At 66.2% G+C, this 25840-nt stretch carries 23 protein-coding genes; 10 read left to right on the top strand and 13 right to left on the bottom strand.

What is annotated here, in order from left to right; all coding sequences use genetic code 11:
- Positions 1 to 162: 162 nt before the first annotated feature.
- Positions 163 to 531, bottom strand: a complete 369-nt coding sequence (locus ACIGJB_RS00555; RefSeq protein ID WP_483730912.1) for a DUF2917 domain-containing protein — start codon at positions 529 to 531, stop codon at positions 163 to 165.
- A gap of 203 nt (positions 532 to 734) precedes the next feature.
- Between ACIGJB_RS00555 and ACIGJB_RS00550 the strand changes: the two genes are divergently transcribed.
- On the top strand, positions 735 to 1694 hold the full coding sequence (locus ACIGJB_RS00550; RefSeq protein WP_483730911.1) for a transcriptional regulator GcvA: 960 nt from the start codon (positions 735 to 737) through the stop codon (positions 1692 to 1694).
- Positions 1695 to 1698: 4 nt separating this feature from the next.
- On the opposite strand, the gene ACIGJB_RS00545 is transcribed toward ACIGJB_RS00550, so the two are convergent.
- The 7 genes from ACIGJB_RS00545 to ACIGJB_RS00515 all read right to left on the bottom strand — a co-directional run bounded on the left by ACIGJB_RS00545 (position 1699) and on the right by ACIGJB_RS00515 (position 9733).
- Positions 1699 to 2745: a tyrosine recombinase XerC gene (locus ACIGJB_RS00545; RefSeq protein WP_483730910.1), complete on the bottom strand. Its 1047-nt coding sequence runs from the start codon at positions 2743 to 2745 to the stop codon at positions 1699 to 1701.
- A 35-nt stretch (positions 2746 to 2780) separates the two neighbouring features.
- A complete protein-coding gene (locus ACIGJB_RS00540) occupies positions 2781 to 3452 on the bottom strand; it encodes a DUF484 family protein (protein WP_483730909.1) in 672 nt (223 codons plus the stop codon).
- 83 nt (positions 3453 to 3535) lie between these two features.
- The gene (gene rodA, locus ACIGJB_RS00535; protein WP_483730908.1) at positions 3536 to 4678 is read right to left on the bottom strand and encodes a rod shape-determining protein RodA; all 1143 of its coding nucleotides are present in this window, start codon (positions 4676 to 4678) and stop codon (positions 3536 to 3538) included.
- A gap of 11 nt (positions 4679 to 4689) precedes the next feature.
- Positions 4690 to 6987 carry a penicillin-binding protein 2 gene (gene mrdA / locus ACIGJB_RS00530; protein WP_483730907.1) on the bottom strand — a complete coding sequence of 766 codons (2298 nt, stop codon included), beginning with the start codon at positions 6985 to 6987 and terminating at the stop codon, positions 4690 to 4692.
- 37 nt (positions 6988 to 7024) lie between these two features.
- The gene (gene mreD, locus ACIGJB_RS00525) at positions 7025 to 7537 is read right to left on the bottom strand and encodes a rod shape-determining protein MreD (RefSeq protein WP_211945930.1); all 513 of its coding nucleotides are present in this window, start codon (positions 7535 to 7537) and stop codon (positions 7025 to 7027) included.
- Entirely contained in the window at positions 7537 to 8502 is a 966-nt protein-coding gene (gene mreC / locus ACIGJB_RS00520) for a rod shape-determining protein MreC (RefSeq protein ID WP_483730906.1), read from the bottom strand. Before mreC ends, mreD begins: the two co-directional genes overlap by 1 nt.
- 187 nt (positions 8503 to 8689) lie before the next feature.
- Complete coding sequence (locus ACIGJB_RS00515) at positions 8690 to 9733, bottom strand: rod shape-determining protein (RefSeq protein ID WP_483710076.1); 1044 nt, start codon at positions 9731 to 9733, stop codon at positions 8690 to 8692.
- 620 nt (positions 9734 to 10353) lie between these two features.
- Between ACIGJB_RS00515 and gatC the strand changes: the two genes are divergently transcribed.
- The 5 genes from gatC (at position 10354) to gatB (ending at position 15318) form a co-directional block, all read left to right on the top strand.
- Positions 10354 to 10653, top strand: coding sequence for an Asp-tRNA(Asn)/Glu-tRNA(Gln) amidotransferase subunit GatC (gene gatC, locus ACIGJB_RS00510; RefSeq protein ID WP_483730905.1), 300 nt, complete (start codon positions 10354 to 10356; stop codon positions 10651 to 10653).
- 64 nt (positions 10654 to 10717) lie between these two features.
- A complete protein-coding gene (gatA, locus tag ACIGJB_RS00505) occupies positions 10718 to 12223 on the top strand; it encodes an Asp-tRNA(Asn)/Glu-tRNA(Gln) amidotransferase subunit GatA (RefSeq protein WP_483730904.1) in 1506 nt (501 codons plus the stop codon).
- A complete protein-coding gene (locus tag ACIGJB_RS00500) occupies positions 12220 to 12684 on the top strand; it encodes a hypothetical protein (RefSeq protein ID WP_483730903.1) in 465 nt (154 codons plus the stop codon). Before gatA ends, ACIGJB_RS00500 begins: the two co-directional genes overlap by 4 nt.
- An 8-nt stretch (positions 12685 to 12692) precedes the next feature.
- Entirely contained in the window at positions 12693 to 13775 is a 1083-nt protein-coding gene (locus ACIGJB_RS00495) for a dienelactone hydrolase family protein (RefSeq protein ID WP_483730902.1), read from the top strand.
- Positions 13776 to 13860: 85 nt separating this feature from the next.
- A complete protein-coding gene (gene gatB / locus ACIGJB_RS00490; protein WP_483730901.1) occupies positions 13861 to 15318 on the top strand; it encodes an Asp-tRNA(Asn)/Glu-tRNA(Gln) amidotransferase subunit GatB in 1458 nt (485 codons plus the stop codon).
- Positions 15319 to 16043: 725 nt separating this feature from the next.
- On the opposite strand, the gene ACIGJB_RS00485 is transcribed toward gatB, so the two are convergent.
- The 4 genes from ACIGJB_RS00485 to ACIGJB_RS00470 all read right to left on the bottom strand — a co-directional run bounded on the left by ACIGJB_RS00485 (position 16044) and on the right by ACIGJB_RS00470 (position 21445).
- The gene (locus ACIGJB_RS00485; protein WP_483730900.1) at positions 16044 to 16955 is read right to left on the bottom strand and encodes a transglutaminase family protein; all 912 of its coding nucleotides are present in this window, start codon (positions 16953 to 16955) and stop codon (positions 16044 to 16046) included.
- Positions 16952 to 19573 carry a circularly permuted type 2 ATP-grasp protein gene (locus ACIGJB_RS00480; RefSeq protein WP_483730899.1) on the bottom strand — a complete coding sequence of 874 codons (2622 nt, stop codon included), beginning with the start codon at positions 19571 to 19573 and terminating at the stop codon, positions 16952 to 16954. The genes ACIGJB_RS00485 and ACIGJB_RS00480 overlap by 4 nt, the downstream gene beginning before the upstream one ends.
- Positions 19570 to 20241: a tetratricopeptide repeat protein gene (locus ACIGJB_RS00475; protein ID WP_483732367.1), complete on the bottom strand. Its 672-nt coding sequence runs from the start codon at positions 20239 to 20241 to the stop codon at positions 19570 to 19572. Before ACIGJB_RS00475 ends, ACIGJB_RS00480 begins: the two co-directional genes overlap by 4 nt.
- A 232-nt stretch (positions 20242 to 20473) precedes the next feature.
- Positions 20474 to 21445, bottom strand: coding sequence for a magnesium and cobalt transport protein CorA (locus tag ACIGJB_RS00470; protein WP_483710067.1), 972 nt, complete (start codon positions 21443 to 21445; stop codon positions 20474 to 20476).
- 198 nt (positions 21446 to 21643) lie between these two features.
- Here ACIGJB_RS00470 and minC point away from each other — a divergent pair, with 198 nt between their 5' ends.
- From minC to ACIGJB_RS00450, 4 genes are all read left to right on the top strand, one after another.
- Positions 21644 to 22444, top strand: coding sequence for a septum site-determining protein MinC (gene minC / locus ACIGJB_RS00465; protein WP_483730898.1), 801 nt, complete (start codon positions 21644 to 21646; stop codon positions 22442 to 22444).
- 67 nt (positions 22445 to 22511) lie between these two features.
- A complete protein-coding gene (gene minD / locus ACIGJB_RS00460; RefSeq protein WP_483710063.1) occupies positions 22512 to 23327 on the top strand; it encodes a septum site-determining protein MinD in 816 nt (271 codons plus the stop codon).
- A gap of 24 nt (positions 23328 to 23351) precedes the next feature.
- Positions 23352 to 23606 carry a cell division topological specificity factor MinE gene (gene minE / locus ACIGJB_RS00455; RefSeq protein WP_483730897.1) on the top strand — a complete coding sequence of 85 codons (255 nt, stop codon included), beginning with the start codon at positions 23352 to 23354 and terminating at the stop codon, positions 23604 to 23606.
- A gap of 305 nt (positions 23607 to 23911) precedes the next feature.
- On the top strand, positions 23912 to 25000 hold the full coding sequence (locus tag ACIGJB_RS00450; RefSeq protein ID WP_483730896.1) for a porin: 1089 nt from the start codon (positions 23912 to 23914) through the stop codon (positions 24998 to 25000).
- Between the two features lie 82 nt (positions 25001 to 25082).
- Here ACIGJB_RS00450 and ACIGJB_RS00445 read toward each other — a convergent pair whose 3' ends face one another.
- Positions 25083 to 25790 (bottom strand): response regulator transcription factor, encoded by a 708-nt coding sequence (locus tag ACIGJB_RS00445; RefSeq protein ID WP_483730895.1) that lies wholly within the window; start codon positions 25788 to 25790, stop codon positions 25083 to 25085.
- Positions 25791 to 25840 lie beyond the last annotated feature (50 nt).

Here is a 25840-nt window from a genome sequence, read left to right as displayed (position 1 = left end):
GAGAGTGTAACGAAAAGGGCCGGCTTACGCCGGCCCCTGCCACGTTCATGGGGAATTAGTCAGTCCGGCCGCGTGTCCGGGCTGCCGGTTTCATCACGCGGCCTCGACCAGACCAGGCGCAGCCTTGGCGCATGGGCTTCGGACGTCTCTCCGCCCATCGCGTCACGCGGCCTTGGCGTGGTCGTCGCCCGGCGTCCATTCCGTGCCTCGAACCAGGCGCCGGAGGCTGCGGTACACAAGGTGCGGGACATCGGCCAGGGTCAGCGCCGGGCGGCGCGCCTCGGCGATCAGCGCCAGCCGTACGGAACGGCGGGCACGCGGATCGATGCTCAAGACCACTTCATCGCCACGCCGCAGCAGCAGGCTCCCGCCACAACGGAGCCAGTAGTCCTCGGAATCGCCTTCGCGGGTAATCCACAGGTCGGTGCCGGCGGCATCTTCCACATGGAGGCGCTGTGCCACATGCATGGACAGCGCGGTGACTTCGCCGGGATTCAGGGTGAAAACTGTCGTTGTGAGCAGAGCTTGCATGATGGATCTCCTGTCCGCCGGCCTCGGCACGCTTGCCGAGTCTTGCCACATGACCCGTACTGGCCTGGTTTTCCTGCCAGTACACTTCGATTCACCGTGGTAGTGGGGCGCCGGTGAACTGAATTCTAGTGATTGCCCGGGCACTGGCAAAACGATATATTTTTAATGTTCTTGTTAGCCAAGCTCACAAAGCGGAGCATGTCATGGCATGGAAGGGTGCATGGGAAAGGGATATGCCGCGTGGCTGGCACCGCGAATTGCCGCGCCTGCCGGCGCTGACGGCGTTGCGCGCCTTCGAAGCGGCGGCCCGGCACGAGAGCTTTTCGCGCGCGGCGACGGAACTGTTCGTCACGCACGGCGCGGTCAGCCACCAGATCCGCGCGCTGGAAGAGGAACTTGCGATGCCGCTGTTCGAACGCCACGGCAAGCGCGTGGCGCTGACACCAGCGGGGCGCCTTTATGCCGAGCGCATCCGCGATGCCCTGCTGCAAATCGCCGACGCCACGCGCGTGCTGCAGTCCGGCAACCGAGACAAGCGGCTGACGATCAGCACCATGCCGTCATTCGCCGCGCGCTGGCTTATGCCGCGCATCGGCAGCTTTATCGAACGGCATCCGGAACTGGACGTGGAGTTACTGTCATCGAATACGCTCGTGGATTTTGGCCAGGAAGAGGTCGATATCGCGCTGCGCATGGGCACTGGCGACTATCCGGGCCTGTACGTGGAAAAGCTGCTCGACGATGTGTTCTTTCCGGTCTGCAGCCCGGGCTTCAACGGCGGACGCCTGCCGGAGCGGCCTGCCGACCTGGCAGGCCTGAACTTGCTGCGCGGCGAGGGCGACCCGTGGAAGCCATGGTTCGAAGCCGCCGGGCTGGACTGGCCCGAGCCGCGCAAGGGGTTGCTGCTGGAGGATTCTTCGCTGCTGCTGCAGGCGGCGGCCGAGGGCCAGGGCATTACGCTGATCCGCTCTTCGCTGGCCTACAACGACCTGCTGTCCGGCCGCGTGGTGCGGCTGTTCGATGTCAGCATTCCGTGCCCGTGGCTGCTGTATTTCGTGTGCGCGCCCGGGGCGCTGGATTCGCCGAAAGTGCAGGCGTTTCGAGGTTGGCTGTTGCCGGAGATCGACCGGTTCCGGGAAGTGCTGGCGCAGTGGGCGGACTGAGAACTCAGTCCTTCGGGGACGACGCCTTGTCATCGTCGTCATCGTCCTTTGTCGACGCCGCCCTTCCGGCCCGCGGATGCGCCTTGTCATAGACCTTCGCCAGATGCTGGAAGTCCAGCGACGTGTAGATCTGCGTCGTGGAGATGCTGGCATGCCCGAGCAGCTCCTGTACGGCCCGCAGGTCGCCCGACGATTGCAGCATATGCGTCGCAAACGAATGCCTGAGCATATGCGGATGCACGTCGGCGGGCACGCCGGCACGAATCGCCTGCTCCTTGAGCCGCAACTGCACCACGCGCATCGACAGCCGCTGTCCGCGCGCACCGAGGAACAGTGCGGACGCATCCTCGGGCGCGGCACCCGGCCGCAATAGCTGCTCGCGCACGGCAAGCCAGCCGCGCAACGCTTCCATCGCCTTGCTGCCGACCGGCAACGTGCGCCGGCGCGAGCCCTTGCCGGTCACGGTCAGTTCGGCGCCGGACATATCGAGCCAGCCGGCCGATTCATAGCCATCGCGCTTTTCATAGCGGGCGTCGAGCTGCACCAGTTCCGACAAGCGCAAGCCGCTGGAATAGAACAACTCCCACACGGCCTGGTCGCGCAGCGCGGCGGCATCGGTCCCCGCCGAATGCGAGACCAGCGCCACGGCATGCTCGACGGATAGCGCCTTGGGCAACCGGTGACCGGAACGCGGCGCGCGCACGCCATCCACGGGATTGGCCTGGACCCCCAGGCCGTGCTGCGCCGCCCAAAGATAGAAGCCGCGCCAGGCAGACAAGGTACGGGCAATCGTGGTGCCGGCCAGCCCTTCGCCATGCAGGCGCGCGGCAAAGGCGCGGATATGGCGCGTCTGCAGCGCCAGCAGCGCAAACCCCGGCGCGTGCCTGGCGGCGTGCGCCTGCAGTGCGGTCAGGTCGCGGCGATAACTGCTGATGGTGTGTTCGGCCAGCTTGCGGCTGCCTTGCAGCCAGGCCAGATATTGCGCAATGACGGGGTCGGCCGCCTGCGGTTCCGTATCCGCCGCTGAGACCTTGGTCGGATCATGGGTCATGGAAGCAAGGCGTGGACGACGCGGCCCGCTGGAATTCAGTCGCGCAGGCGATTCAGCGCGGCACCGGCCACTTCGCCGATCTGCGTCAGGTAGGCCGTGCCCATGCCCTCGAGGAAACGGCGCGGGTCGGGCGAGCCCAGCACCAGCAGGCCGAAGGCCGGGCCCGGCACCTCGCCGGCGGTGCGCACGGGCGGACGCAAAGCCACCATGGCGAGCGAAGCAACTTCGTCGAGTTCCAGCAGGCCGGCCGCCTCGAAACCCGCGTTGGCGCCACAGTACGGTGCACGCAGGCCTTCGGAGAACAGTTGCAGGTCATCGCTGCCGCCCTGCGCCACTTCCATATGGGCATACTGCTCCGCCACATCCCACAGCTTGAGCGCCACGGCGGGCACATCGAACACCTGCTGCAGGCCGTCCTGCACGGCATAGGGCAACGCGTGCGAGTCCGGCTCGCCCATCAGCCGCATTTGCCAGGCATGCATGCGCTGCTGGGTGCGGTCATTATCGTGCCCGTGGCGCATCAGGTCGGCCAGGCGCAGTTCCAGTACCTTGTTCTTTTCACGCAGGATTTCCATCTGCCGTTCCTGCAGCGACACCGCACGGTGGCTGTGCGGGCTGGTCAGCTGCACGGTGGCGAGCAGCTCGGCATGGTCTTCGAAGAACTGGGGATTGCTCTGCAGGTAGGCGGCGACGTCTTGGGCGTTCATGGGCTTCGAACCGAGAGAATTTTGCATGGCAGTTTAGCAAAGCGGGGCGCCGGCGCCCCGCCCCTGGCCATCTTCCCGCTGTATTACGTCTGGATCAGCCGCTTCTGTCGGGAAATCGCCATCAGGATGCCGATGCCCGCGCCCAGCGTCACCAGCGCCGTGCCGCCGTAGCTCATCAGCGGCAGCGGCACGCCCACCACGGGCAGGATGCCGCTCACCATGCCCATGTTGACGAAGGCATAGGTGAAGAAGATCAGCGTGATGGAGCCGGCCAGCAGCCGCGAGAACAGCGTCGGCGCGTTGGCGGCAATGAACAGGCCGCGGAAGATCAGCAGCAAGTACAACACCAGCAGGATGGCATTGCCGATCAGGCCGAACTCCTCCGAATACACCGCAAAGATAAAGTCGGTGTGCTTTTCCGGGATGAATTCCAGGTGGGTCTGGGTGCCCTTGAGCCAGCCCTTGCCCTCCACGCCGCCCGAGCCGATCGCGATGATCGACTGGATCGTGTGGAAGCCCTTGCCGAGCGGGTCGGTGGTCGGATCGAGCAGCGTGCACACGCGATGCTGCTGGTAGTCATGCAGGACCGGCCAGGTCACGCCGGGCGCGCAGATGTCGTTCTGGAACGTGATCAGCAGCGAGACCGCCACCACCAGCATCGCCATCAGCGGCACGATGATGCGCCAGGTCAGGCCGGCAAAGTAGATGACGTAGATGCCCGCCGCCATCACCAGCAGCGCGGTGCCCAGGTCGGGCTGCTTGGCGATCAGGCCGACCGGGATCAGCAGCAGCACCAGCGCCACCGCGAAGTCATACCATCGGACCACGCCCTCGCGCTTCTGGAAGTACCAGGCCAGCATCAGCGGCATGGAAATCTTCATGATCTCGGACGGCTGGATCACCATGCCCACGTAGAGCCAGCGGCGCGCGCCCTTGCGGATCAGGCCGAACATGGCCACCGCGATCAGCAGCGCCACGCCGATGGTATAGATCGGCACCGCCACGCGCATCAGCGTCTGCGTGGGCAGGTAAGCGATCACCAGCATCACCACGTACGACAGCAGGATATTGCGCAGCTGGTCCTCGACCCGTCCCGGCATGTCGATGGCGGCCGAGTACAGGGCCACGATGCCGGTGGCGAACAACAGGAACACGATCAGCGCGAGCGGCTTGTCGAAGCCGGTGAACGCTGTCTTGATCAGCGACAGGACGCGACGCTTGTCCATGCGCGTCTCCTTCAACGGGTGACGTCGGCGCCCGTGGCCGGCGTGGCGGCTACAGGCTTGACGCGTGGTTTGGGCGCGGGCGCCTTGGCGGCGGCGGCCGCGGAGGCCGGTGCCACGGGCTTCGGCTTGCTGTGGCCCAGCGCCTGCAGCATGCGCTCGTCCAGCGTCTCGACGGCCGAAGCCGGCGCGATCGCGGCGGGGTCGAGCGCCACGGCCGCGGAGGCGCCCGCCACCGTGGACGCCGGCGCCGCCGACGCCACGGAAGCGGCACCAACCGCGCTGGCCGCCACGGAACTGGCACCGCTCGACATCACCGTCGCGCTGGCGATGCTCGCGGTGTTGCCGGTGGTGAATACGCTGGCCGTATCGACCGGCGGGCGCTCGGCCGGCGGCGGCGCCGAGGCCTCCAGTTCCGCCGGCCACTTGCCGAGCAGGTAGTAGTCCATCACCTTGCGCGCGATCGGGGCCGCCACCGCGGCACCGAAGCCCGCGTTCTCGACGATCAGCGCCAGCGCGATCTTCGGGTTGTCGGCAGGCGCGAACGCGGTGTAGAGCGAATGGTCGCGCTTGCGCTCGTCCAGCGCGTGGTGGTTGTACTTCTCGTTCTTGCCGAGCGTGTAGGTCTGGGCCGTACCGGTCTTGCCGGCCGACTCATAGGCCGCACCGGCGAACACGCGCGCGGCGGTACCCGAGTGCGTCACCGCGACCATCGCGCGCTTGATCACGTCGATGTCGGCCTGCTTGAAGTCGAGCCGGTAGCTTTCCTTGGGCACCGTCAGCGTGCGCTTGCGCGTGACCGAATCCTCCACGGCCTTGACCAGGTGCGGCTTCATCGCCGCGCCGTTATTGACGATGATGGAAATCGCGTTGGCCAGCTGCAGGATCGTGAAGCTGTTGTAGCCCTGGCCGATGCCCAGCGAGATGGTCTCGCCGTCATACCACTTCTGCTGCTCGGGCTTGCGGTAGGCCTTGCGCTTCCAGTCCGTGGACGGCAGGATGCCGCGGCTTTCGCCCTCGATGTCGATGCCCGTGATCTGGCCGAAGCCCAGCGGCTTCATGAAATCATGGATCGCGTTGACGCCCATGTCGCGCGCGAGCGCGTAGTAGTAGGTATCGCACGACTGCACGATCGAGCTGTGCATGTCGACCCAGCCGTGGCCGCCCGGCTTGTCGTCGCGGAAGGTGTGGTTGCCCAGCGTGAACGAGCCCGGGTCATGCATGCCCCAGGCGGCCGTACGCTTGCCCGTGGTCAGCGCCGCCAGCGCCATGAACGGCTTGTAGGTCGAGCCCGGCGGATAGGTGCCCCGCAGCGGCCGGTTCAGCAGCGGCTTGTCGGGTGAACCGTTGAGTTCGTTCCAGGTATTGGTGTCGATGCCTTCGACGAACAGGTTCGGATCGAAGGTCGGCTTGGACACGAAGGCCAGGATGTCGCCCGTGGAAGGCTCGATCGCCACCAGCGCACCGCGGCGGTCGCCGAACAGTTCCTCGGCGAGCTGCTGCAGGCGGATGTCGAGCGACAGGATCAGGTTATTGCCTGGCGTGGCGGGCGACGTCGACAGCGTGCGGATCGGCCGCCCACCGGCGCTCACTTCCACTTCCTCGAAGCCGGTCAGCCCATGCAGCTCGGTTTCGTAGCTCTGTTCCAGCCCGATCTTGCCGATGTAGTTTGAGCCCTTGTAGTTGTCGGCGTCCTTGCGCGGGTCGTACTTGGCGCCATCGGCGTCGTTGGCCTCGTCCATGGCCTCGATGCGTTCCTGGTCGCGCTGCGAGATGCGGCCCAGATAGCCGATCACGTGCGAGGCCGATTCGCCGAGCGGATACTGCCTGAACAGCCGCGCGCGCACATCCACGCCGGGGAAGCGGAAACGCTGCGCGGAAAAGCGCGCCACCTCTTGGTCCGTCAGCTGGCTGCGGATCGGCAGGCTTTCGAAGCTGCGCGACTCTTCCTGCAGGCGCTTGAAGCGGCGGCGGTCGCGTGGCTGGATGTCGACCAGCGTCGACAGCGCCTCGATGGTGTTCTCCAGCGTATCGGTCAGCTTGGACGGCGTGATTTCCAGCGTGTAGGCCGAGTAGTTGCGCGCCAGCACGATGCCGTTGCGGTCCATGATGATGCCGCGGTTAGGCTCGATCGGCGCCACGGAGATGCGGTTGTCCTCGGCCTTGGCCGAATACTGGTCGTGCTTGTACCACTGCAGCCAGAGGAAGCGCGTGAACAGCAGCCCGAAGCAGATCACCGTGAACAGCGCCGCGGCCGCTACGCGGAGGCGAAAGCGGCCGATTTCCAGTTCGACGTTGCGGATTTCGGTCATGGTACTGCCGGGTTGCCGGGTTGGATATTTGTCGCGCTCAGATCGGACGCGTTTCGTCGACGTCGACCGAGCGGCGCTGCGGCGCGAGCAGCACGGCGGTAGCCAGCGGCCAGAGCAGCGCTTCGATGCCGGGCGCCAGCAGCAGCGGCCAGCCCGGCAGCGGCGCGCCCATGGCCAGGCGGATCACCACCGGCACCGCGTGCGCGACGAACAGCAGCGGCAGCACGTGCAGCGCCTGCGTGTAGACCGTGAACCACAGCACGCGGCGGTGGATGGTGATGGCGAAATAGGCCAGCAGCGTATAGGCCACCGCATGCTCGCCCAGCAGGCGCGCGTCATGCACGTCCATCAGCAGGCCCAGCGCGAACGCCACGCCCATGCCGACCTTGCGCGGCTGGTGGATGTTCCAGAACACCAGCACCAGCGCCACCATGTCGGGGATCCACAAGGTGGTGCCCCACGGCATCAGGTTGAACAGGAACGCCATGACAAAGCTGAACGCGATGAACGCGGGGTTCACCGGGCGCAGCAGGTACTGGGGATTGGTCACTATTGAGCCTCCTTGGCGGCGGTGGCAGCCTTGGCCGCCGCCGCACTGGCCGCCGCGGCACGCGCAGCCGCCGAGCGGGCCCCCTTGGCGGGCGCCTCGGCCTTGTCCTCGGCCGCTTCGCGCGGCGGCATGGCCGAGTCGTAGCGCACCACCAGCAGCTGGCGGTGCGCACGCACGCCGGCCACCGGTTCGCACCACACGCGCGAGAAGGCGGTATCGGCCTTGCGCTCGATATGCGTGATCTTTGCCACCGGCAGGCCAGGCGGGTAAGTGCCGTCGAGTCCGGAGGTCACCAGCAGGTCGCCCTGCTGCAGGTCGGCCGCCGCGGCCATGAAGCGCAGGTCGAGCTGGCCGGCGCGCGCGCCGCCGAAGGCCACGCTGCGCAGGCCGTTGCGCACCACCTGCACGGGAATCGCCAGGTCCTTGTCGGTCAGCAGCGTGACTTCGGACTGGAACGGCGAGACCCGCGTCACCTGACCCACCACGCCGCGTTCGTCGATCACCGGGTAGCCGGCGCGCAGCCCTTGCTGGCTGCCCTTGTCGATCACGATGCGCTGCGAATACGGGTCACGTGCGTCGTAGAGGATTTCCGCCGCCGTGACCGGCGTGGCGGACTGCTGCTGCAGGCTTAGCAGCTTGCGCAACTGGTTGTTCTCGGCTTCGAGTTGGGCCTGGCGCACCGAGGCTTCGGCCTGCTGCACGGCGCCGAGGCGCAGTTCACGGTTCTCGCTGGCCAGCGCGGCCGACGATTGCGCATAGTCGAACACGGCGCGCAGCGCATCGCGCGGCACCAGCACGACGCGCTCGATAGGCATCAGCACCGTGGCGGCCACCTGGCGCACCACGCTGAGCGCGTTGAAGCGCGCATCGACGATCAGCAGCGCCAGCGCGATGGCCACGTACAGGACCAGGCGCGCGACGGCCGAAGTCCCTTGCTTGAAAAGCGGCGGTGGAGAGTAATCCATTTAGCCGGGCGCGGGCGTTGACGGGATGGAAGACGGAAACACAAGCGAGAGCGCAAAGACGTTGCCGCCCCGGCGGGCCGGGGCGGCAATGGGTGCCGCGAGAGCGTTCCCGCGGGCGCGGCGCTGCACCGCAGCCCTGATCAGCAGATCCGGCAAGCGGTGCATCGTCGCGGGCACTGCGGTGGCCTTACTCGTACGAGAAGATGCCGCCCAGCTTGTCCATGCGTTCCAGCGCCATGCCGGAACCGCGCACCACGCAGGTCAGCGGGTCTTCGGCGACCAGCACCGGCAGGCCGGTTTCCTCGGCCAGCAGGCGGTCCAGGTCGCGCAGCAGCGCGCCGCCGCCGGTCAGCATCATGCCGCGCTCGGCAATGTCGGCGCCCAGTTCGGGCGGGGTCTGTTCCAGCGCGATCTTGACGGCCGATACGATCTGGTTGAGCGGATCGGTCAGCGCTTCCAGGATTTCGTTGGACGACACCGTGAACGCGCGCGGAATGCCTTCGGACAGGTTGCGGCCCTTGACTTCCATCTCGCGCACTTCGGAGCCCGGGAAGGCCGAGCCGATTTCCTTCTTGATGGCTTCGGCGGTCTGTTCGCCGATCAGCATGCCGTAGTTGCGGCGGATGTAGTTGACGATGGCCTCGTCGAACTTGTCGCCGCCGACGCGCACCGAACCCTTGTAGACCATGCCGCCCAGCGAGATGATGCCCACCTCGGTGGTGCCGCCGCCAATGTCCACCACCATCGAGCCCGACGGCTCAGACACCGGCAGGCCGGCGCCGATCGCGGCCGACATCGGCTCCTCGATCAGGTACACCTGGCTGGCGCCGGCGCCCAGCGCCGATTCGCGAATGGCGCGGCGCTCGACCTGGGTCGAACCGCACGGCACGCAGATGATGATGCGCGGGCTCGGACGCAGCAGCTTGGTGTCATGCACCATTTTGATGAACTGCTTGAGCATCTGCTCGGTGACGGTGAAGTCGGCGATCACGCCGTCCTTCATCGGGCGGATCGCCTCGATATTGCCCGGCACCTTGCCCAGCATCTGCTTGGCTTCCTTGCCCACTGCCTGGATGGTCTTCTTGGCGTTGGGTCCGCCTTCCTGGCGGATGGCCACGACCGAAGGCTCGTCCAGGACGATGCCCTTGTCGCGCATATAGATCAGCGTGTTGGCGGTGCCGAGGTCGATGGCGAGGTCGTTGGAGAAGTAGCTGCGGAGAAATCCGAACATCAGGAATCCTGTTTCTGTTGGGTTCGCGGGTAGGCGAAGTGGCCGGCACCGCCTGCGGGCCGGCCACAATATATGTTCATGCGGGTAAGGTCGAGGCTTCCCGGGTGCCGGCCAGCCGGCCATCCGCCCCCTCGCAGGGGGCGTCGGCAAACCGCCGCAGTGCGCTGTCGCGCACCACTCTTACGGGAACCTTTGATTAGACCTCACGAAAAAGTTCGCGAAAAGATCACGTCGATGCCAGTTTGCTGAAGATCAGCAATGCAGCGGAGGGCTAATCAGAGGGACCCAGACCATCGCGCCTCGGGCAGCGCACGGCACATGGCCAGTGCAGTCCGGAGCACGTTTGACGGCAGCAAGCTTACGCCGAAAAAGTGACAATTTGCGCACCCGCGAGATAACGCCGGCGGTCATGTGGCGTAGACGCTGCCAAAGGTCGGGAGGCACGCAATGATACCTTATAATTCCTGCTGAATCGGGCGTTTACGGCCTGAAAACCACAGCTGATCCGACGACCCCGGGGCGCTCCTCCGGCACCTGCCCCGGCCGCGCGACGCACCCGCCGCATGCCCCCGGCGCCTGTGCCGCAAGCGCCTTTTTGCACCCGAACTATCCACCTCGCCATGGCCCTCGACCTATCCGACGTCAAGCGCATCGCCCATCTGGCCCGCATCGAAACCACCGATGAAGAGGCGTCCCAGACGCTTGCGCAGCTCAATAATTTCTTTTCGCTGGTCGAGCAGATGCAGGCGGTCGACACCACCGGCATCGAGCCCCTGGCCCACCCGCTGGCCACCGTGCGCGACATGGCCCAGCGCCTGCGCGAAGACGCCGTGACCGAACGTGACCGGCGCGAAGACTACCAGCGCCCCGCGCCGGCCACCCAGGATGGCCTCTACCTGGTGCCCAAGGTCATCGAATGACCCCGGCCGGATGTCCCGACCGCACCGCACCGACGCACGCCACCCCTGATGCCAACCGACTGTCATGCCCTTTTCCGCTGATTCCGTGACCTCCCTGCGCCAGCTTGCCGATGCCCTGGCCGCGCGCACCGTCTCCGCCGAGGAACTCGCCCGCACCTACCTGGCCCGCATCGAGCAGGCCGGCGCGCTGAACGCCTTCACCCATGTCGACGCCGAACGCACGCTGGCCCAGGCGCGCGAAGCCGATGCGCGCCGCGCCCGCGGCGAGGCCACGCTGCTGACCGGCGTGCCGCTGGCCCACAAGGACGTGTTCGTCACGCGTGGCTGGCGCTCGACGGCCGGCTCGAAGATGCTGGCCAACTACGAAAGCCCGTTCGACGCCACCGTGGTCGAGCGCATGGCCGCCGCCGGCATGGTCACGCTGGGCAAGACCAATATGGACGAGTTCGCGATGGGCTCGTCCAACGAAAACTCTTTCTTTGGCGCCGTGCGCAACCCGTGGGACACCGACCGCGTCCCGGGCGGCTCGTCGGGCGGTTCGGCCGCTGCCGTGGCCGCCGGCCTGGCGCCGGCCGCGACCGGCACCGACACCGGCGGCTCGATCCGCCAGCCGTCGTCGTTCTCGGGCATCACCGGCATCAAGCCGACCTATGGCCGCGTGTCGCGCTACGGCATGATCGCCTTCGCGTCGTCGCTGGACCAGGGCGGCCCGATGGCTCACACCGCCGAGGACTGCGCCCTGCTGCTCAATGCCATGGCCGGCTTCGACCCGAAGGACTCGACCAGCATCCCACCCGAGCAAGGCGGCGTGGATGAGGACTTCACGCGCCACCTGGGCCGCGCGCGCGCCGGTGCCTCGGAAAGCCAGCCGCTGGCGGGCCTGCGCATCGGCCTGCCGCGCGAGTATTTCGGCAAGGGCCTGTCGCCCGACGTGGAAGAGACCGTGCGCGCCGCGCTACGCCAGTACGAGCAGCTTGGCGCCACGCTGGTGGAGGTCTCGCTGCCCAAGACCGAGCTGTCGATCCCCGTTTACTACGTGATCGCACCGGCCGAGGCCTCCTCGAACCTGTCGCGCTTTGACGGCGTGCGCTACGGCCACCGCGCGGCCGGGTACCGCGACCTGCTCGACATGTACAAGAAGACCCGCGCCGAAGGTTTTGGCACCGAGGTCAAGCGCCGCATCATGGTGGGCGCCTACGTGCTGTCGCACGGCTACTACGACGCCTATTATCTACAGGCGCAGAAGATCCGCCGCATCATCGCCGACGATTTCCAGCGCGCGTTCGCGCAGTGCGACGTGATCATGGGCCCGGTCGCGCCGACCGTCGCGTGGAAGCTCGGCGAGAAGACTTCCGACCCGGTGCAGATGTACCTGGCCGACATCTTCACGCTGTCGACCAGCCTGGCCGGCCTGCCCGGCATGAGCGTGCCGTGCGGCTTCGGCGAGGGCAATATGCCGGTCGGCCTGCAGCTGATCGGCAACTACTTCGACGAAGCACAACTGCTGCAGACCGCGCACGCGTTCCAGCAGGCCACCGACTGGCACCTGCGCCGTCCCGCCAAGGCATGAAACGGCTAGCGCAAGGCTTCCGCCTGATCATCGCCGCTGCCCTGGCCGCGGTGGTGGCCGGCTGCATCCAGTTGCCGTTCATCGGCAAGCCGACGCCGATCGCCAGCCGCGATATCGACCTCGTCGGCGACTGCCGCCGCACCGAGGAAGACGGCTTCCGCGAGGACGCCCAGCTGCGCGTGTCCGACAACAGCGTGCAGCAGCTCTCGTGGAAGCTGTGGGTCGGCAAGCGAGGCTCTTGCACGTTCAACCTGGCCGATTTCCGCCAGACGCAGAAGAAGCCGCATATCGAGCTGCGCGCCAACGACGGCAGCGGCTGCAAGCTGATGGTCTGGCAGGATCCGCGCCGCGTCACGCTCGCGCACGCCAACTGCGCGCAGCGCTGCACGCCGGGGATCTACGAACAGGCCTGGCCGGTGATGTTCGAGCCGGGCACCGGCGCCTGCGCGCAAACCCGCTGAGGCCTGCGATGACCGCGACGCCCGCCAGCTACTGCCTGCATCGTCTGCACCGGCTCGCCACGCGCGTGGCCGGCGCGGCCGGCATGCTGCTGGCTGGCGCCGTTTTCGCGCACACGCCCGCGCCGCCGACGCCGGCACTGGTGCAGCCGGCCAATACGGCGCCGCTCACCGCGCTCGCGCCCGGCGCCACCACGCGCACGGCGCCGGCCGTCCGGCCGGCCACGCCGGCACTGCGCGTGCAGTTGCCGGGCGATCAGGGCGCACCGCCGCTGAACGCCTACTGGTTCGTGCCGCGCGAAGGCAGCACGCCGCGCACCCAGCCGCTGCCGGTGGTGATCGCGCTGCATGGCTGCAGCGGCCTGATCGGCGCGCGCCCGGAAGCCGTGCGCGTGGAAGCGGGACACGCGGGAAGCACTGGCGGCGACAGCGATGCCGCGTCCGCGCTGCAACCGCGCTATCGCGATTACGCGCAATGGCTGAGCGAGCGCGGCTACGCCGTGCTGATGCCCGACAGCCTGTCGGCGCATGGCAAGCTGCCAGGCTGCGGCGATTCGCCGGAGGCGCGTGGCCTGGACGAGCGGGTGCGCCGCGCCGACGCGCTGACGGCACTGCGCTGGGTGGCGCGCCAGCCCGGCATTGACGCCACGCGCATCGTGCTGCTGGGCTGGTCCAACGGCGCGCAGGCGGTGCTGGCCACGGTCGATGCAAGCCGTCCGTGGCCGGCCAACACGCCGCAAGTGGAACGTGCCGTGGCGTTTTATCCGGCCTGCAAGCGGGCGGTGCAGCAGCACAATTTCCGGCTGCGCGCACCGGTATTGCTGATGATCGGCGGGGCCGACGACTGGACCCCGGCCACGCGCTGCGCGATGCTGCAGAACGCGGTGCTGGCCCGCCAGCCAGGCGCGCGTTTCCGGCTGGAGATCTACCCCGGCGCGTATCACGGCTTTGATGGCACCAGCGAATTGCAGGTGCGCCGCGACGGGCCGGGCGGCGCGCGCGCCGGCCGTGGCGTGACCGTCGGCGGCGATGCCGTGGCGCGCGTGGCCGCCATGGCCCAGCTTGACTCCTGGCTCGCCAGTCCCGATCCCTGAGCGCGCAAAAACAAACACATGAGGTCGGCGGTTGCGCCGGCCCTTTGCAACAGACAGAACCCAAGAACCGAACAGGAATACCGCCATGCAATGGGAAGTGGTGATCGGCCTCGAAACGCACACGCAGCTTTCGACGGCCTCCAAGATTTTCTCCGGGACCTCCACCGCCTTCGGCGCCGAGCCCAACACACAAGCCTCGCCGGTGGATCTTGCGCTGCCGGGCGTGCTGCCGGTGCTCAACAAGGGCGCGGTGGAACGCGCGATCCAGTTCGGCCTGGCGATCGGCGCGACCATCGCGCCGCGCAGCATCTTCGCGCGCAAGAACTACTTCTACCCCGACCTGCCCAAGGGCTACCAGATCAGTCAGTACGAGATCCCCGTCGTGCAGGGCGGCACCATCACCATCCAGGTCGAAGGCAAGAAGGGCGAGGTCTATGAAAAGACCGTGCAACTGACGCGCGCCCACCTCGAAGAAGATGCGGGCAAGTCGCTGCACGAGGACTTCGCCGGCATGACCGGCATCGACCTGAACCGCGCCGGCACGCCGCTGCTGGAAATCGTGACCGAGCCGGACATGCGCAGCGCGGCCGAAGCGGTGGCCTACGCCAAGGCCCTGCACTCGTTGGTGGTGTGGCTGGGTATCTGCGACGGCAATATGCAGGAAGGCAGCTTCCGCTGCGACGCGAACGTGTCGGTGCGGCCGGTCGGGCAGAAGGAATTCGGCACGCGCCGCGAGATCAAGAACCTGAACTCGTTCCGCTTTTTGCAGCAGGCGATCGAATACGAAGTGCAGTGGCAGATCAACGAGATCGAGGACGGCCGGAAGATCCAGCAGGCGACGGTGCTGTTTGATCCGGACACCGGTGAAACGCGTGCCATGCGGACCAAGGAAGATGCGCACGACTATCGCTATTTCCCTGACCCCGACCTGATGCCGCTGGAAATCGACGCGGCCTGGATCGAGCGCGTGCGCGGCGAACTGCCGGAACTGCCGGCGGCGATGCAGGCGCGCTTTGTTTCGCAATATGGCCTGTCGGCGTATGACGCGAGCATGCTGACCGCCAGCAAGGCGCTTGCCAGCTACTACGAAGCTGTCGTCACCGAGGCCGGTGCGGCCAATGCCAAGCCTGCGGCCAACTGGCTGATGGGGGATGTCGCTTCGCAATTGAATCGCGAAGGCATGAGCATCGATGCGGCGCCGGTCAAGCCGGCGCAACTGGCCAAATTGCTGGCGCGCATCGCTGACGGCACGGTGTCGAACAATACCGCCAAGAAGGATGTCTTCCCCGCCATGTGGGCTGGTGAATCGGACGGTGACGCCGATGCGATCATCGCGGCCAAGGGGCTGAAGCAGATGTCCGATACCGGTGAACTGGAAAAGATCATCGACGATGTGCTAGCTGCCAACGCCAAATCGGTGGAAGAGTTCAGGGCCGGGAAAGAGAAGGCGTTCAATGCCCTGGTCGGGCAGGCTATGAAGGCGACCAAGGGGAAGGCGAATCCGGCGCAGGTGAATGAGTTGCTGAAGAAGAAGTTGGGGTGAGGGAGTTGGGCCCCCGAGGATGCCGGCTTTCACAAAGCGATGGGTTGTCGCTTTGGCAGGCGCTGCTGTTTCGCCGGCGGAGCCGGCGAGTCACTTTCTGTCCGAGCGACAGAAAGTAACCAAAGAACGCGTTTACTTGCCTAGCGGCCAATATTGATCGTAGCGTGCTGAGGGTGTTGTACGGGTATTCGCTTCAGAGTCTGCCCGGCTGCCTGCCGCGTGGAGCGCGACGGTATGCAGGCTCTCACACAATGATTGAACGAGCCCCGAAACTGTCCGTGGCCCGATACTGCGAGCGCTATCGCATCATCGCCTACGGCTGCGCTGCGCGCGGCTCAGCAGAGAACAGTCAAAGAACAGAGGGAGAAGCGAAGCACCGCGCCTGCGTCGATGATGTCTCTCACCAACCGACTAGTGAGCCGCGCAGCAGCCGAAGGCGATCATGCGATGACGTTGTCAGCAGGGGCCACGGACAGGTTCAGGGCTCGTTCAATCATTGCCCGAGAGCCTACATACGGTTGCGCACCACGCGGCAGGCAGTGGGGCAGACTCTGAAGCGAGTACCCGTACGAAATTCTCCGCACGCTACGATCAATATTCGTCCGCTAGGACAAGGAAACGCGTTTTTTGGTTACTTTTTGTCGCTCGGACAAAAAGTGACTCGGCGGCTACGCCGCCGAAACAGCGGCGCCTGCCAAGCGCGACACCCCGCCAAATTACCCAACCTACCCAACCGGCCTGACTGTCACCCCCACATCCACCCCATGCTCCCCCCCGCCCACGATCACGCCATGCAGCAACGGCACATCGCTGTAATCCCGGCCTAGCGCCAGCGTAACGTGACGCGTATCCGCCAGCACATTGTTGGTCGGATCAAGATCCACCCAGCCCACCACCGGGCAATACACCGACACCCACGCATGCGAAGCATCGGCGCCAATCAGCCGCGGCTCGCCGGGTGGCGGTTCAGTACATAGATAGCCGCTGACATAGCGCGCCGCGAGTCCCACGGAGCGCAGGCAACCAATCATGACCTGCGCATAATCCTGGCACACGCCGCTGCGCTGCGCGAAGGCCTGCATGGCCGGTGTATCCACCTCGGTGGATTCGCTGTGATAGGTGAAATCTCCATGGATGCGCCACATCAAATCCATCGCGCCGGCCACGACGGGCACACCCGCGCCAAAGCTTGGCAGCGCGTATTCACGCAGCGCCGGATGCAACGCGATATTGGGCGAAGCGAAGACGAATTGCGTGGCCGGCTCGAACGGCTGGCCCGCGTGGAAACGCAGCGACTGCGCGACCGTCTCCCACGGTGCGGATGCGGACACGTCCAGCGCCCGCCAGCGCGGCGTCAGCACCACGGTGCTGGAACAGGTCAGCTGCATCTGCGTGTGCGGCACGTCGAGCATGTAATGCAGCACGCGATTGCCAAACGCGTCGGTACGCACGTGCTCGTGCGTGGGCGCCGGCTCGATGCGGGTGTCGTGCGCGGTGACGGCCTGCCACGGCAAGTCAGGCGGCGTGACGACGGCACGCTGCTGCGCGTGCTCGACCGGCTGCGAATAGCGATAAGTGGTGGTATGCAGCACGTTGAGCGTGCTGCTTCCGGCAGGAGAGGTCACGGCGTCGCTCACGGAAGCTCCTCGTCCGGATTGGCCGCCGCGTGGCTGAAGTAGCGCGCGCTGATCTCGTCCGACACGCGCGCCATGCGCTCGATGAACAGGCGGCACAACGCCGACAAGTTGGCGGCATCGCCCTCCCCATCGCAAAGGGCCTCGCACAGGGCTGCGCGCGTTGGCAGCGCGCTCGGCGCGGGCAGCAGCTCCGCGAGCGGCACACGCGCCTGCGCGCTGCCGCCCGGCGCGAGCTGCGCCAGCTTGCCGCGCAGACGCTCCAGCACACCGTACAGGCCGCGCGGATTGGCTGGCTCCAGCACGAGCAAGTCGACAAGCGCCGCCAGGTCGGTGCGGCCCGGATAAAGCGAGCGGTACGTCAACGTGCAATCGAACAGGTGCAGCAACAGCTCGAAGCCGCTGCGCGAGCGCAGCGCGCCGGTGTCGATCGCGGCCAGCAAGAAGCCGCTCATGGTGGACAGGCGTTCGATATGGCGGCCGATGAAGACCAGTCGCCACGCTTCGTCGCGCGACATGCGGTCGCCTTGCGCGCCGTTGATGGCACCGAGCTGCATCGCCAGATGCTCAAGCGCGGCCAGTACACGCGCGCGGTCGTAGCTGTCGGCGCTGCCGTCGGCGGCAGCCAGCGTGGCTTGCGTCATGGCGTCGCCGAAATCGTTGCGCGCGGCCAGGATGGTGCGCCAGTGGTCGTTGGACAGGCGGTTGCGGATCTCGTTGGCGGTGGCCGCATGCGCGGCGAGGTTCCGCACCAGACCCGTGCTGGCGCGGGAGTCCGCCAGCGTGGCCACGACGCTGCGCTCGAACCCGCTCAGCGATACGTTCGGCTGCGGTGCCCCGGCCGGCACCAGGCCCGCCAGTTGCGCGAGGCGGCCCAGCATCGACAGCGTACCGTCATCGGTATCGTCGCTGCTTTCGATGGAACCGAGGATCTGCCGGCACAGCCTTACGTTGTTCTCGGCGCGTTCGGCGTAGCGCCCGGCCCAGAACAGGTTCTCGGCCGCGCGGCTCGATACCGCCAGCGCCCGCGCGGGTGTCGGTGCGGCGAGCCCGGCGCGGCTCGCCAACGGTGCGGCGGGCACCGGCTGGCCGGACAGCACCCATGTATCGGCACTCGTGCCGCCGAGCTGCATCGACACCGATTCCAGCCCCGGTGCCGCGAGCCGGCTGAAGCCCCCCGCCATGACTTGCCAGCCGCCGTTGCCATCCGCCACGGCGAATACGCGCAGCATGGCCGCGCGCGAGCCGATCCGGTCGCCTTCCCAGCATGGCGTGTGCGATAGTGGCAGCGGCGGCTGCAAGGTGTAGCGGTCAGGCATGCGGGCAATGTGCTCGTGCCAGCCATCCAGCGCCTGCAGGCCGAGTTCCATGCCGAGCACGGGCTCGTCGCTGAAATCGGCGCGGCGTGGATAGGTCGGCATGACGAACGCTTCAGCTAGCGTGGCCAGCGCCTGCTCGCGCGCGGCATCTTCACCGCACCACCAGCTCGGAACACCAGGCAGAAGCAGCGGCTCTCCCAGCAACGCCTGCGCAATGCCGGGCAGGAAACCATGAATTGCCGGGGATTCCAGGAAGCCGGACCCGGGCACGTTGGACACCATGACATTGCCCGCGCGCATCGCCTCCAGCAGCCCCGGCACACCAAGCGTGGAGTCATGGCGCAGTTCGAGCGGATCGCAAAAAACATCGTCCAGGCGCCGCAGCACCACGTCCACGCGTTCGAGTCCACCGAAGGTCTTCAGGTAGACCACGTCATTGCGCACGGTCAGGTCCTTGCCCTCCGCCAGCGTGATGCCAAGGTAGCGCGCAAGAAACGTGTGCTCGAAATAGGTCTCGCTGTAGGGGCCCGGCGTAAGCAGCACGATGTGGTGGCCCGTGCCGGAAGCGGCCGTGCCGCTGCCCGTTTCTGTCGCCGCGGCCAGCGGCGCATGCGCGAGCGTGGACACCAGTTGCGCGAACGCCGGCGGCAGGCGGCGCACGTGCAGGCCGCGGAAGGCATCGGTGAACAGGCTGGAGATGATGAGCCGGTTTTCGAGCGCGTAGCCCATGCCCGAAGGCGTATCGGTGCGGTGCGCCATGACGGTCCAGCCACCTTCGGTGTGCACCAGGTCCACCGCGACGATCTGCAGAAAGCTGCCGCCCGGCGGCCGGTAGCCGCGCAGCGGATGCAGGTAGCCCGGATGCCCGTACACCAGCCCCGGCGGCAACAGTCCGCGCGACAGCAGCGTCTGTTCGCCATAGATGTCGGCCATGATCGCATTGGCCAGCGTCGCGCGCTGCGCGGCGCCGCGCTCGATGACGTGCCAGTCCTGCTCGGTCACCAGGAACGGAAACAGTTCCAGCGGCCAGGCGCGCGCCGCGCCGTGGTCGGTATGGACGTTGTAGGTCACGCCGTTGTCGCGGATCTGCCGCGCCATGGCCACCGCGCGCGGCGCCAGCACGTCAGCGCCAGGCTCGCCCACGACGGCGAAGAAGCGCGCCCACGCCTCGCGCAGCGAACCGTCGGGCAACCGCAATTCATCGAGGTGTCCCGCCGGGACCGGCTGTGCCAGGCCGAAGGCGGGGGCAATTGGCGCCGCGGCCTTGGGGGCGAGACTTGTACCCTCCCGAGGGCCGCTCACATCGTTCCGCCGGCTTTCGCGCGCACGGTCTCCTCGAGCAACGAGCGCAGCTTGGCCAATGCACCCGGATCGCCATGCGCCGCCGAGCGCGCATACCAGATCTTCGCCTGTTCGATGTCCTTGCCCACCACGCCGGGCTCGCCGCGCTCGTAGTAGCTGCCGACGATGTACTGGGCCCCGCCGTCGCCCGCGCTGGCAGCGCGGCTGTACCACTCGAACGCCTTGGCATAGTCGCGCGGCATGCCGCGGCCGGTGAAGTAGTTGGTGGCCAGCGCCATCTGCGCTTGCACGTGGCCGCCTTGCGCGGCGAGTTCATACCAGCGATTGGCCTCTTCCAGCGAACGCGGCACCAGTTCGCCGCGCTCGTACAAGTCGCCGAGGGTGAACTGTGCATGGGTCATCTGGTTGTCGGCAGCCTTGCGCAGCCAGGTCAAGGCTTCCTGCGGCTTGGCAGGCGTGCCTTCGCCGCGCAGCAGCATCATCGCGTAATTGAACTGGGCCAGCCGGTTGCCGTCGCGCGCGGCGGCGGCAAAGCCGCGCAGTGCGGCATCGAACGCTCCGGACTCGTAAGCCGCGAGCGCCTCGCGGGTCTGCGCCTGAGCTGGCTGCACAGGCGCGGTTGCGGCGTGGATGCGGGCGCCGGGGCAGGCCGCCAGCATGATGGCCATCACCGCAACGGCCAGCGGACGACGAGGCACCGGGCCGGCTGCAGCTGCGGGCCAAAGCGGGGGGTGGGCTAGTGGCATGGCGGACTCCGGATGCGCTGGGCCTTCTTGAATCCAGTGTAGGAGGCAGCGATGCGTGCCGGAAGCCGATGACGGAGGCCAGATTATTCAGGCGAATAATCAACGGCAGACAAAATTGAGTTACGAAATTTTATCCGCGAATAAATCGGGCCCATCAGATCCATCCGGCGCGATGTAGCCGGCGCCATAGCGCGGCGCACGCCACGGCCGTCGTGCCGATTACCACGGGGTACGCATAGTGGAATTTCAGCTCCGGCATGAACGAGAAATTCATGCCGTAAAGGCTGAACACTACCGTCGGGATCGCCAGGATGGCGCCCCAGCCAGCGAGCCGCTTGACCACCTCGTTCTGCCCCACGGTGACCAGGGCCAGGTTGACCTGCACCGCCGTGGTCAGCATCTCGCGCACGACATCGAGCGTGCGCACAAGGCGGCTCGCGTGGTCTTCGATGTCGCGGAAATAGGCGCGCAATTCCTTGGGCACGAGGTCTTCGTGCAGCCGGATGAGCTGGCTGCAGATATCCTCGACCGGGTTCACTGCATTGCGCAGGCGCAGCACCTGCCGCTTGATCTGGTACAGGCGCTCGATAGCGGCGCGGTCGAATTCGTCGCGGAAGATGCCCTGCTCCAGTTCGGCGAAGGTGTCCTCCAGGCGTGTGACGATGGGCAGATAGTGATCGACCACAAAGTCCATCAGCGCATACAGCACATAGCCGGGACCGTTGGCCAGGCCCTGTGGATCATGCTCGCACCGCTCGCGTACCGGCGCGTAGGTGCTGCTGGCGCCATGCCGCACCGACACCACATAGTTCGGCCCGACGAACAGATGGGTTTCGCCGACCACGACCTCGTCCTCGACCAGCTGGGCAGTGTTGAGCACGACGAAGACCGAGTCGCCATACGCCTCCAGCTTGGGGCGCTGGTGTGCATCGAGTGCATCTTCGACCGCCAGGTCGTGTAGTCCGAAGGATTGCTGGACCTGGCGCAGCAAGGCCAGGTCCGGCTCATGCAAACCTAGCCAGACGAAGGTGTCCGGGACGCTCAATGCTTCAGGGATCTCTTCGATGCCGACAGTACCGAGCCGCTTGCCCGCCCGGTAAGCCACACAATTGACGATCGCGCCCATGACAGCTCCATTCCCCAGATGGCGCAATCGTAACAAGGCGTCAGGGCATGCGTCGGACGGGGTTGGCCGCGCTGGCGCTGGCGCCACTTGGGGGCGTCCCATGGAGTGCGTGCGGCACCTGGGGACAAAGTCGCCCTATTTGTTACAGTTCGCACCGAAACCGCAGTTAGAATGTGGCATTTCCACGGTCACCCGGCTATGTCACAGAAGAAATCGCCACGCTTCGAGCTGCGCAGTGGCAATGTAGACGCCCTCCTTCTCGCGCTCCAGACCGCCGACATGGCTGCACTGCGAGACGACCTGCTCTCCCGGTTCGAAGCCACTCCCGATTTCTTTTCCAATGACGTGATTGCGCTGGACCTGCGCGCGCTCGAAAGCGACGAGGCGGTCTCGCTCGACACCGTGATCGGCACGCTGGCGACGCTCAAGGCCCGTGCCATCGGCGTGGTCGCGCGCCCGGCGCAGCACGAGTGGGTGCAGCGCTTCGGCCTGCCGCTGCTCGACAGCCAGAGCCGCCGCGGCCTGCGTGAATCGGCGGAAACCGCCGAGGCCGCCGACCGCGCTGCCGCAGAGGCCGCCGCCGAGCAGGCCGCGCGCGAGGAAGCGGCCCGCGCGGCCGCCCAGTCCGCCGCCGACGCCGCCGTCAAGGCCGCCATCCAGCAGACCCAGACCGTCCTGATCGACAAGCCGCTGCGCTCGGGCCAGCAGGTCTACGCGCAGGGCGACGTGGTCATCATGGACGTGGTCAGCTATGGCGCCGAGGTTATCGCCGAGGGCAATATCCATGTCTATGCTCCGCTGCGCGGCCGCGCGCTGGCGGGCGTGAAGGGCAACACCAGCGCACGCATCTTCAGCACGTGCATGGAACCTGAACTGATTTCCATTGCCGGGATCTATCGGACGGCCGAGCAGACGCTGCCGGCCGACGTACTCGGCAAGACCGCCCAGGTTCGCCTGGCCGATGAAAAGCTGATCCTGGAAGCCATCCGGTTCCGATGAGCCGGCGACCCCCCACGAACTGAATCACTGCAGCGCAAGCTTCAACCTAATTACGGACCAAAGAGCCATGGCAAAAATCATCGTTGTGACCTCCGGCAAGGGAGGCGTCGGCAAGACCACCACCAGCGCCAGCTTTGCCGCGGGCCTGGCCCTGCGCGGCCACAAGACTGCCGTGATCGACTTCGACGTCGGCCTGCGCAACCTCGACCTGATCATGGGTTGCGAGCGCCGCGTGGTGTATGACCTGATCAACGTGGTGCAGGGCGAAGCCAACCTGCGCCAGGCCCTGATCAAGGATAAGAAGTGCGAGAACCTGTTCATCCTGCCGGCCTCGCAGACGCGCGACAAGGACGCACTGACCAAGGACGGCGTCGAGAAGGTGATCAAGGGCCTGGTCGAGATGGACTTCGAGTACATCGTCTGCGACTCGCCCGCCGGTATCGAATCGGGCGCGCTGATGGCCATGTATTTTGCCGATGAGGCGCTGATCGTGACCAACCCGGAAGTATCTTCGGTGCGCGACTCCGACCGCATCCTGGGCATCCTGGCCTCGAAGACCAAGCGCGCCAGCGAAGGCGGCGAGCCGATCAAGGAACACCTGCTGATCACGCGCTACAACCCCAAGCGCGTGCACGGCGGCGAGATGCTGTCGCTGACCGACATCCAGGAAATCCTGCGCATCAAGCTGATCGGCGTAGTGCCCGAATCGGAAGCCGTGCTGCACGCGTCCAACCAGGGCACGCCGGCCATCCACCTGGAAGGCAGCGACGTGGCGGACGCCTACGGCGACGTGGTGGACCGCTTCCTGGGCAAGGACAAGCCGATGCGCTTCACCGACTACCAGAAGCCCGGCCTGCTGTCGCGCATCTTCGGCAACAAGTAAAACCAATACGGAGGACTCATCCCCATGTCGATCCTGTCCTTCCTGCTGGGGGAAAAGAAGAAATCAGCCTCGGTCGCCAAAGAGCGGCTGCAGATCATCCTGGCCCATGAACGCACGGGCCATTCCCCCCCGGCGGACTACCTGCCGGCCCTGCAGCGCGAGCTGGTGGCCGTGATCTCCAAGTACGTCAAGATCAGCGACCAGGACCTGCGCGTGAGTCTCGAGCGCCAGGACAACCTGGAAGTGCTCGAAGTCAAGATCGAGATCCCGCAGGGCTGATTCGCCAGTCCCACCCGCTGTTCCGTCACCGGCGCCCCTTCCCGCAAGGGTGCGCCGGTGTTGCTTCACGCCCTCTCCCTGCACTGCCAATTAGCGTCTGATGCTGATGCAACGCATCAACACGGTATTGTGTAGCGGCCAGACAACGGAATTGCACCAAAATCCTGCTCGAATCCGGCCTTCAGCGCGTAATTGTGTCCTTCGTTCTGACGTTTTGTTAAATTTTCGCGGCGTTCACAGGAAACGTAGATCCCGTGCCCCGCCGTGATCCGGCGGAGACCAGAACAGAACAGAAAAGGAGCACCATGAAGAAATCGGCCATCGTCCTTGCCGCCGGCAGCCTGCTGGCAGGTTCCGCGTTTGCACAGACTTCCGTCACGCTGTACGGCATTGCCGACGTCAGCGTACGCTACACCACCCACGCAGATGCATCGGGCCACGGCAAGACTGAACTGACCGACGGCGCCGTCACGCAAAGCCGCTGGGGCCTGAAGGGCAGCGAAGCGCTGGGCAACAACCTGAAGGCGATCTTCCAGCTCGAAAATGGCTACAGCCTCGACACCGGCAAGCTCAACTCGGCCAACACGCTGTTCAATCGTCAAGCCTACGTTGGCCTGAGCGGTGACTTCGGCGTCGTCAAGATGGGCCGCCAGTACACCGAAGGCTTTAATTTCTTCGGCGACTACGATCCGCTGACCATCGGTAACTACACCGCCAACGCCTGGCCGTTCTTCCTGACCCAGTTCCGCAACAACAACGTGGTCAGCTACGGCGGCAAGTTTGGCGGCCTGGACGTCGGCGCCAGCTACGGCTTCGGCGAAACCGCCGGCAGCATGAGCTCCAACCAGTACTGGGGTGCCCGCGCCGCTTACACCTATGGCCCGTTCGGCATCGGCGGCGTGTACCAGGAAATCCGCAACCAGGCTGGCGAGCGTCAGCAAATGTTCGGTGCTGCCGGTAAGTACAGCATCGGCCCGGCCAAGATCTTCCTGGGCTATCTCGGCGGCAAGGATCGCACGGGCGTGATCGACAACGGTTTCATGAACCAGTCGGCCGGATCGACCACTGGCGGCGCTCAGACCCTGATTACTGCCGGTGCAGTGAACAACCCGCGCAAGGATCACCTGGGCTACGTCGGCACGACCTACCAGGCCACCCCGGCCCTGGCAGTGACCGGTGCGTTCTACTACGACTACATCGAGAACAAGAACGGTATCGCCGGCAATGGCGGCCACCGTTACGCTGGCGTGCTGCTGGCCGAGTACTCGCTGTCCAAGCGTACCCAGGTGTATGGCACCATGGATTACAACCACGTCTCCGGCGGCGCGACGACCGAACTGCCGGGCGCCAACAACCAGCTGGGCGTGGCCGCTGGTATCCGCCACATTTTCTGATCGTTTCCCGATCGGTTGAATGTCTGGCAGAAAGGCACCTTCGGGTGCCTTTTTTTATTGCCGGCCGCAATGCCCTGCGGCATCAGGCCGCTTCACTCTCCGCCAGTTCCAGGCGATATCCGTGCGTATAGACCGGCGTCAGCCGGAGTCCATTCTCGGCTTGCAATCCCAGCTTGCTGCGCACGCGCGACACATGCGTATCGATGGTGCGCGACAGCGGCGAGATCTCGCGGCCCCAGACGGTGGCAATGATGTGGTCGCGCGTGACGATGCGCCCTTCGTTGCGGAACAGCAGCACTGCCAGGTCGAACTCCTTTGGCGTCAGGCAGACCGGATGCCCGTGGAAGGTCGCCTGCCGCGCGGCGCAATCGAATACGTAGCCGGCCAGGCGCAACGGCGTGTTGCGGGCGAAATCCGCGGGACAGGCGCGGCGCAGTACGGCACCGATGCGGGCCGATAGTTCGGCGGCCCGGACGGGCTTGACGATGTAGTCGTCCGCGCCGGCCATCAGCGCGCTGACCGCGTCGGCCTCGGCATCGCGCGCGGAAAGGAACATGACCGGGATGCGCCGGTCCAGGTTGCCGCGCACCCAGGCCAGCACCTCGGCGCCCGACATGCCCGGCATCTGCCAGTCGATCAGGAGCAGGTCGAAAGCCTTGTCATGCAAGGCCAGCAGCAGGCGCCGGCTCTGGCTGAAACTCACGCATTCGTAGCCGGCTTCATTGACGATCCTGCGGATCAGCGCCGCATGGACGGGATCGGCTTCCAGCGAGGCAATGGTCTTTCTCATGGTCTCTCTTCCTCAGCGTTTGCGCGTGATGGAATTAGAAACCTCGGACC

The sequence above is a fragment of the Cupriavidus sp. C2SS-8b genome (assembly GCF_057073745.1).
Note: the sequence above shows the minus strand (reverse complement) of the source record. Positions and strands in the feature narration are given on the sequence as shown.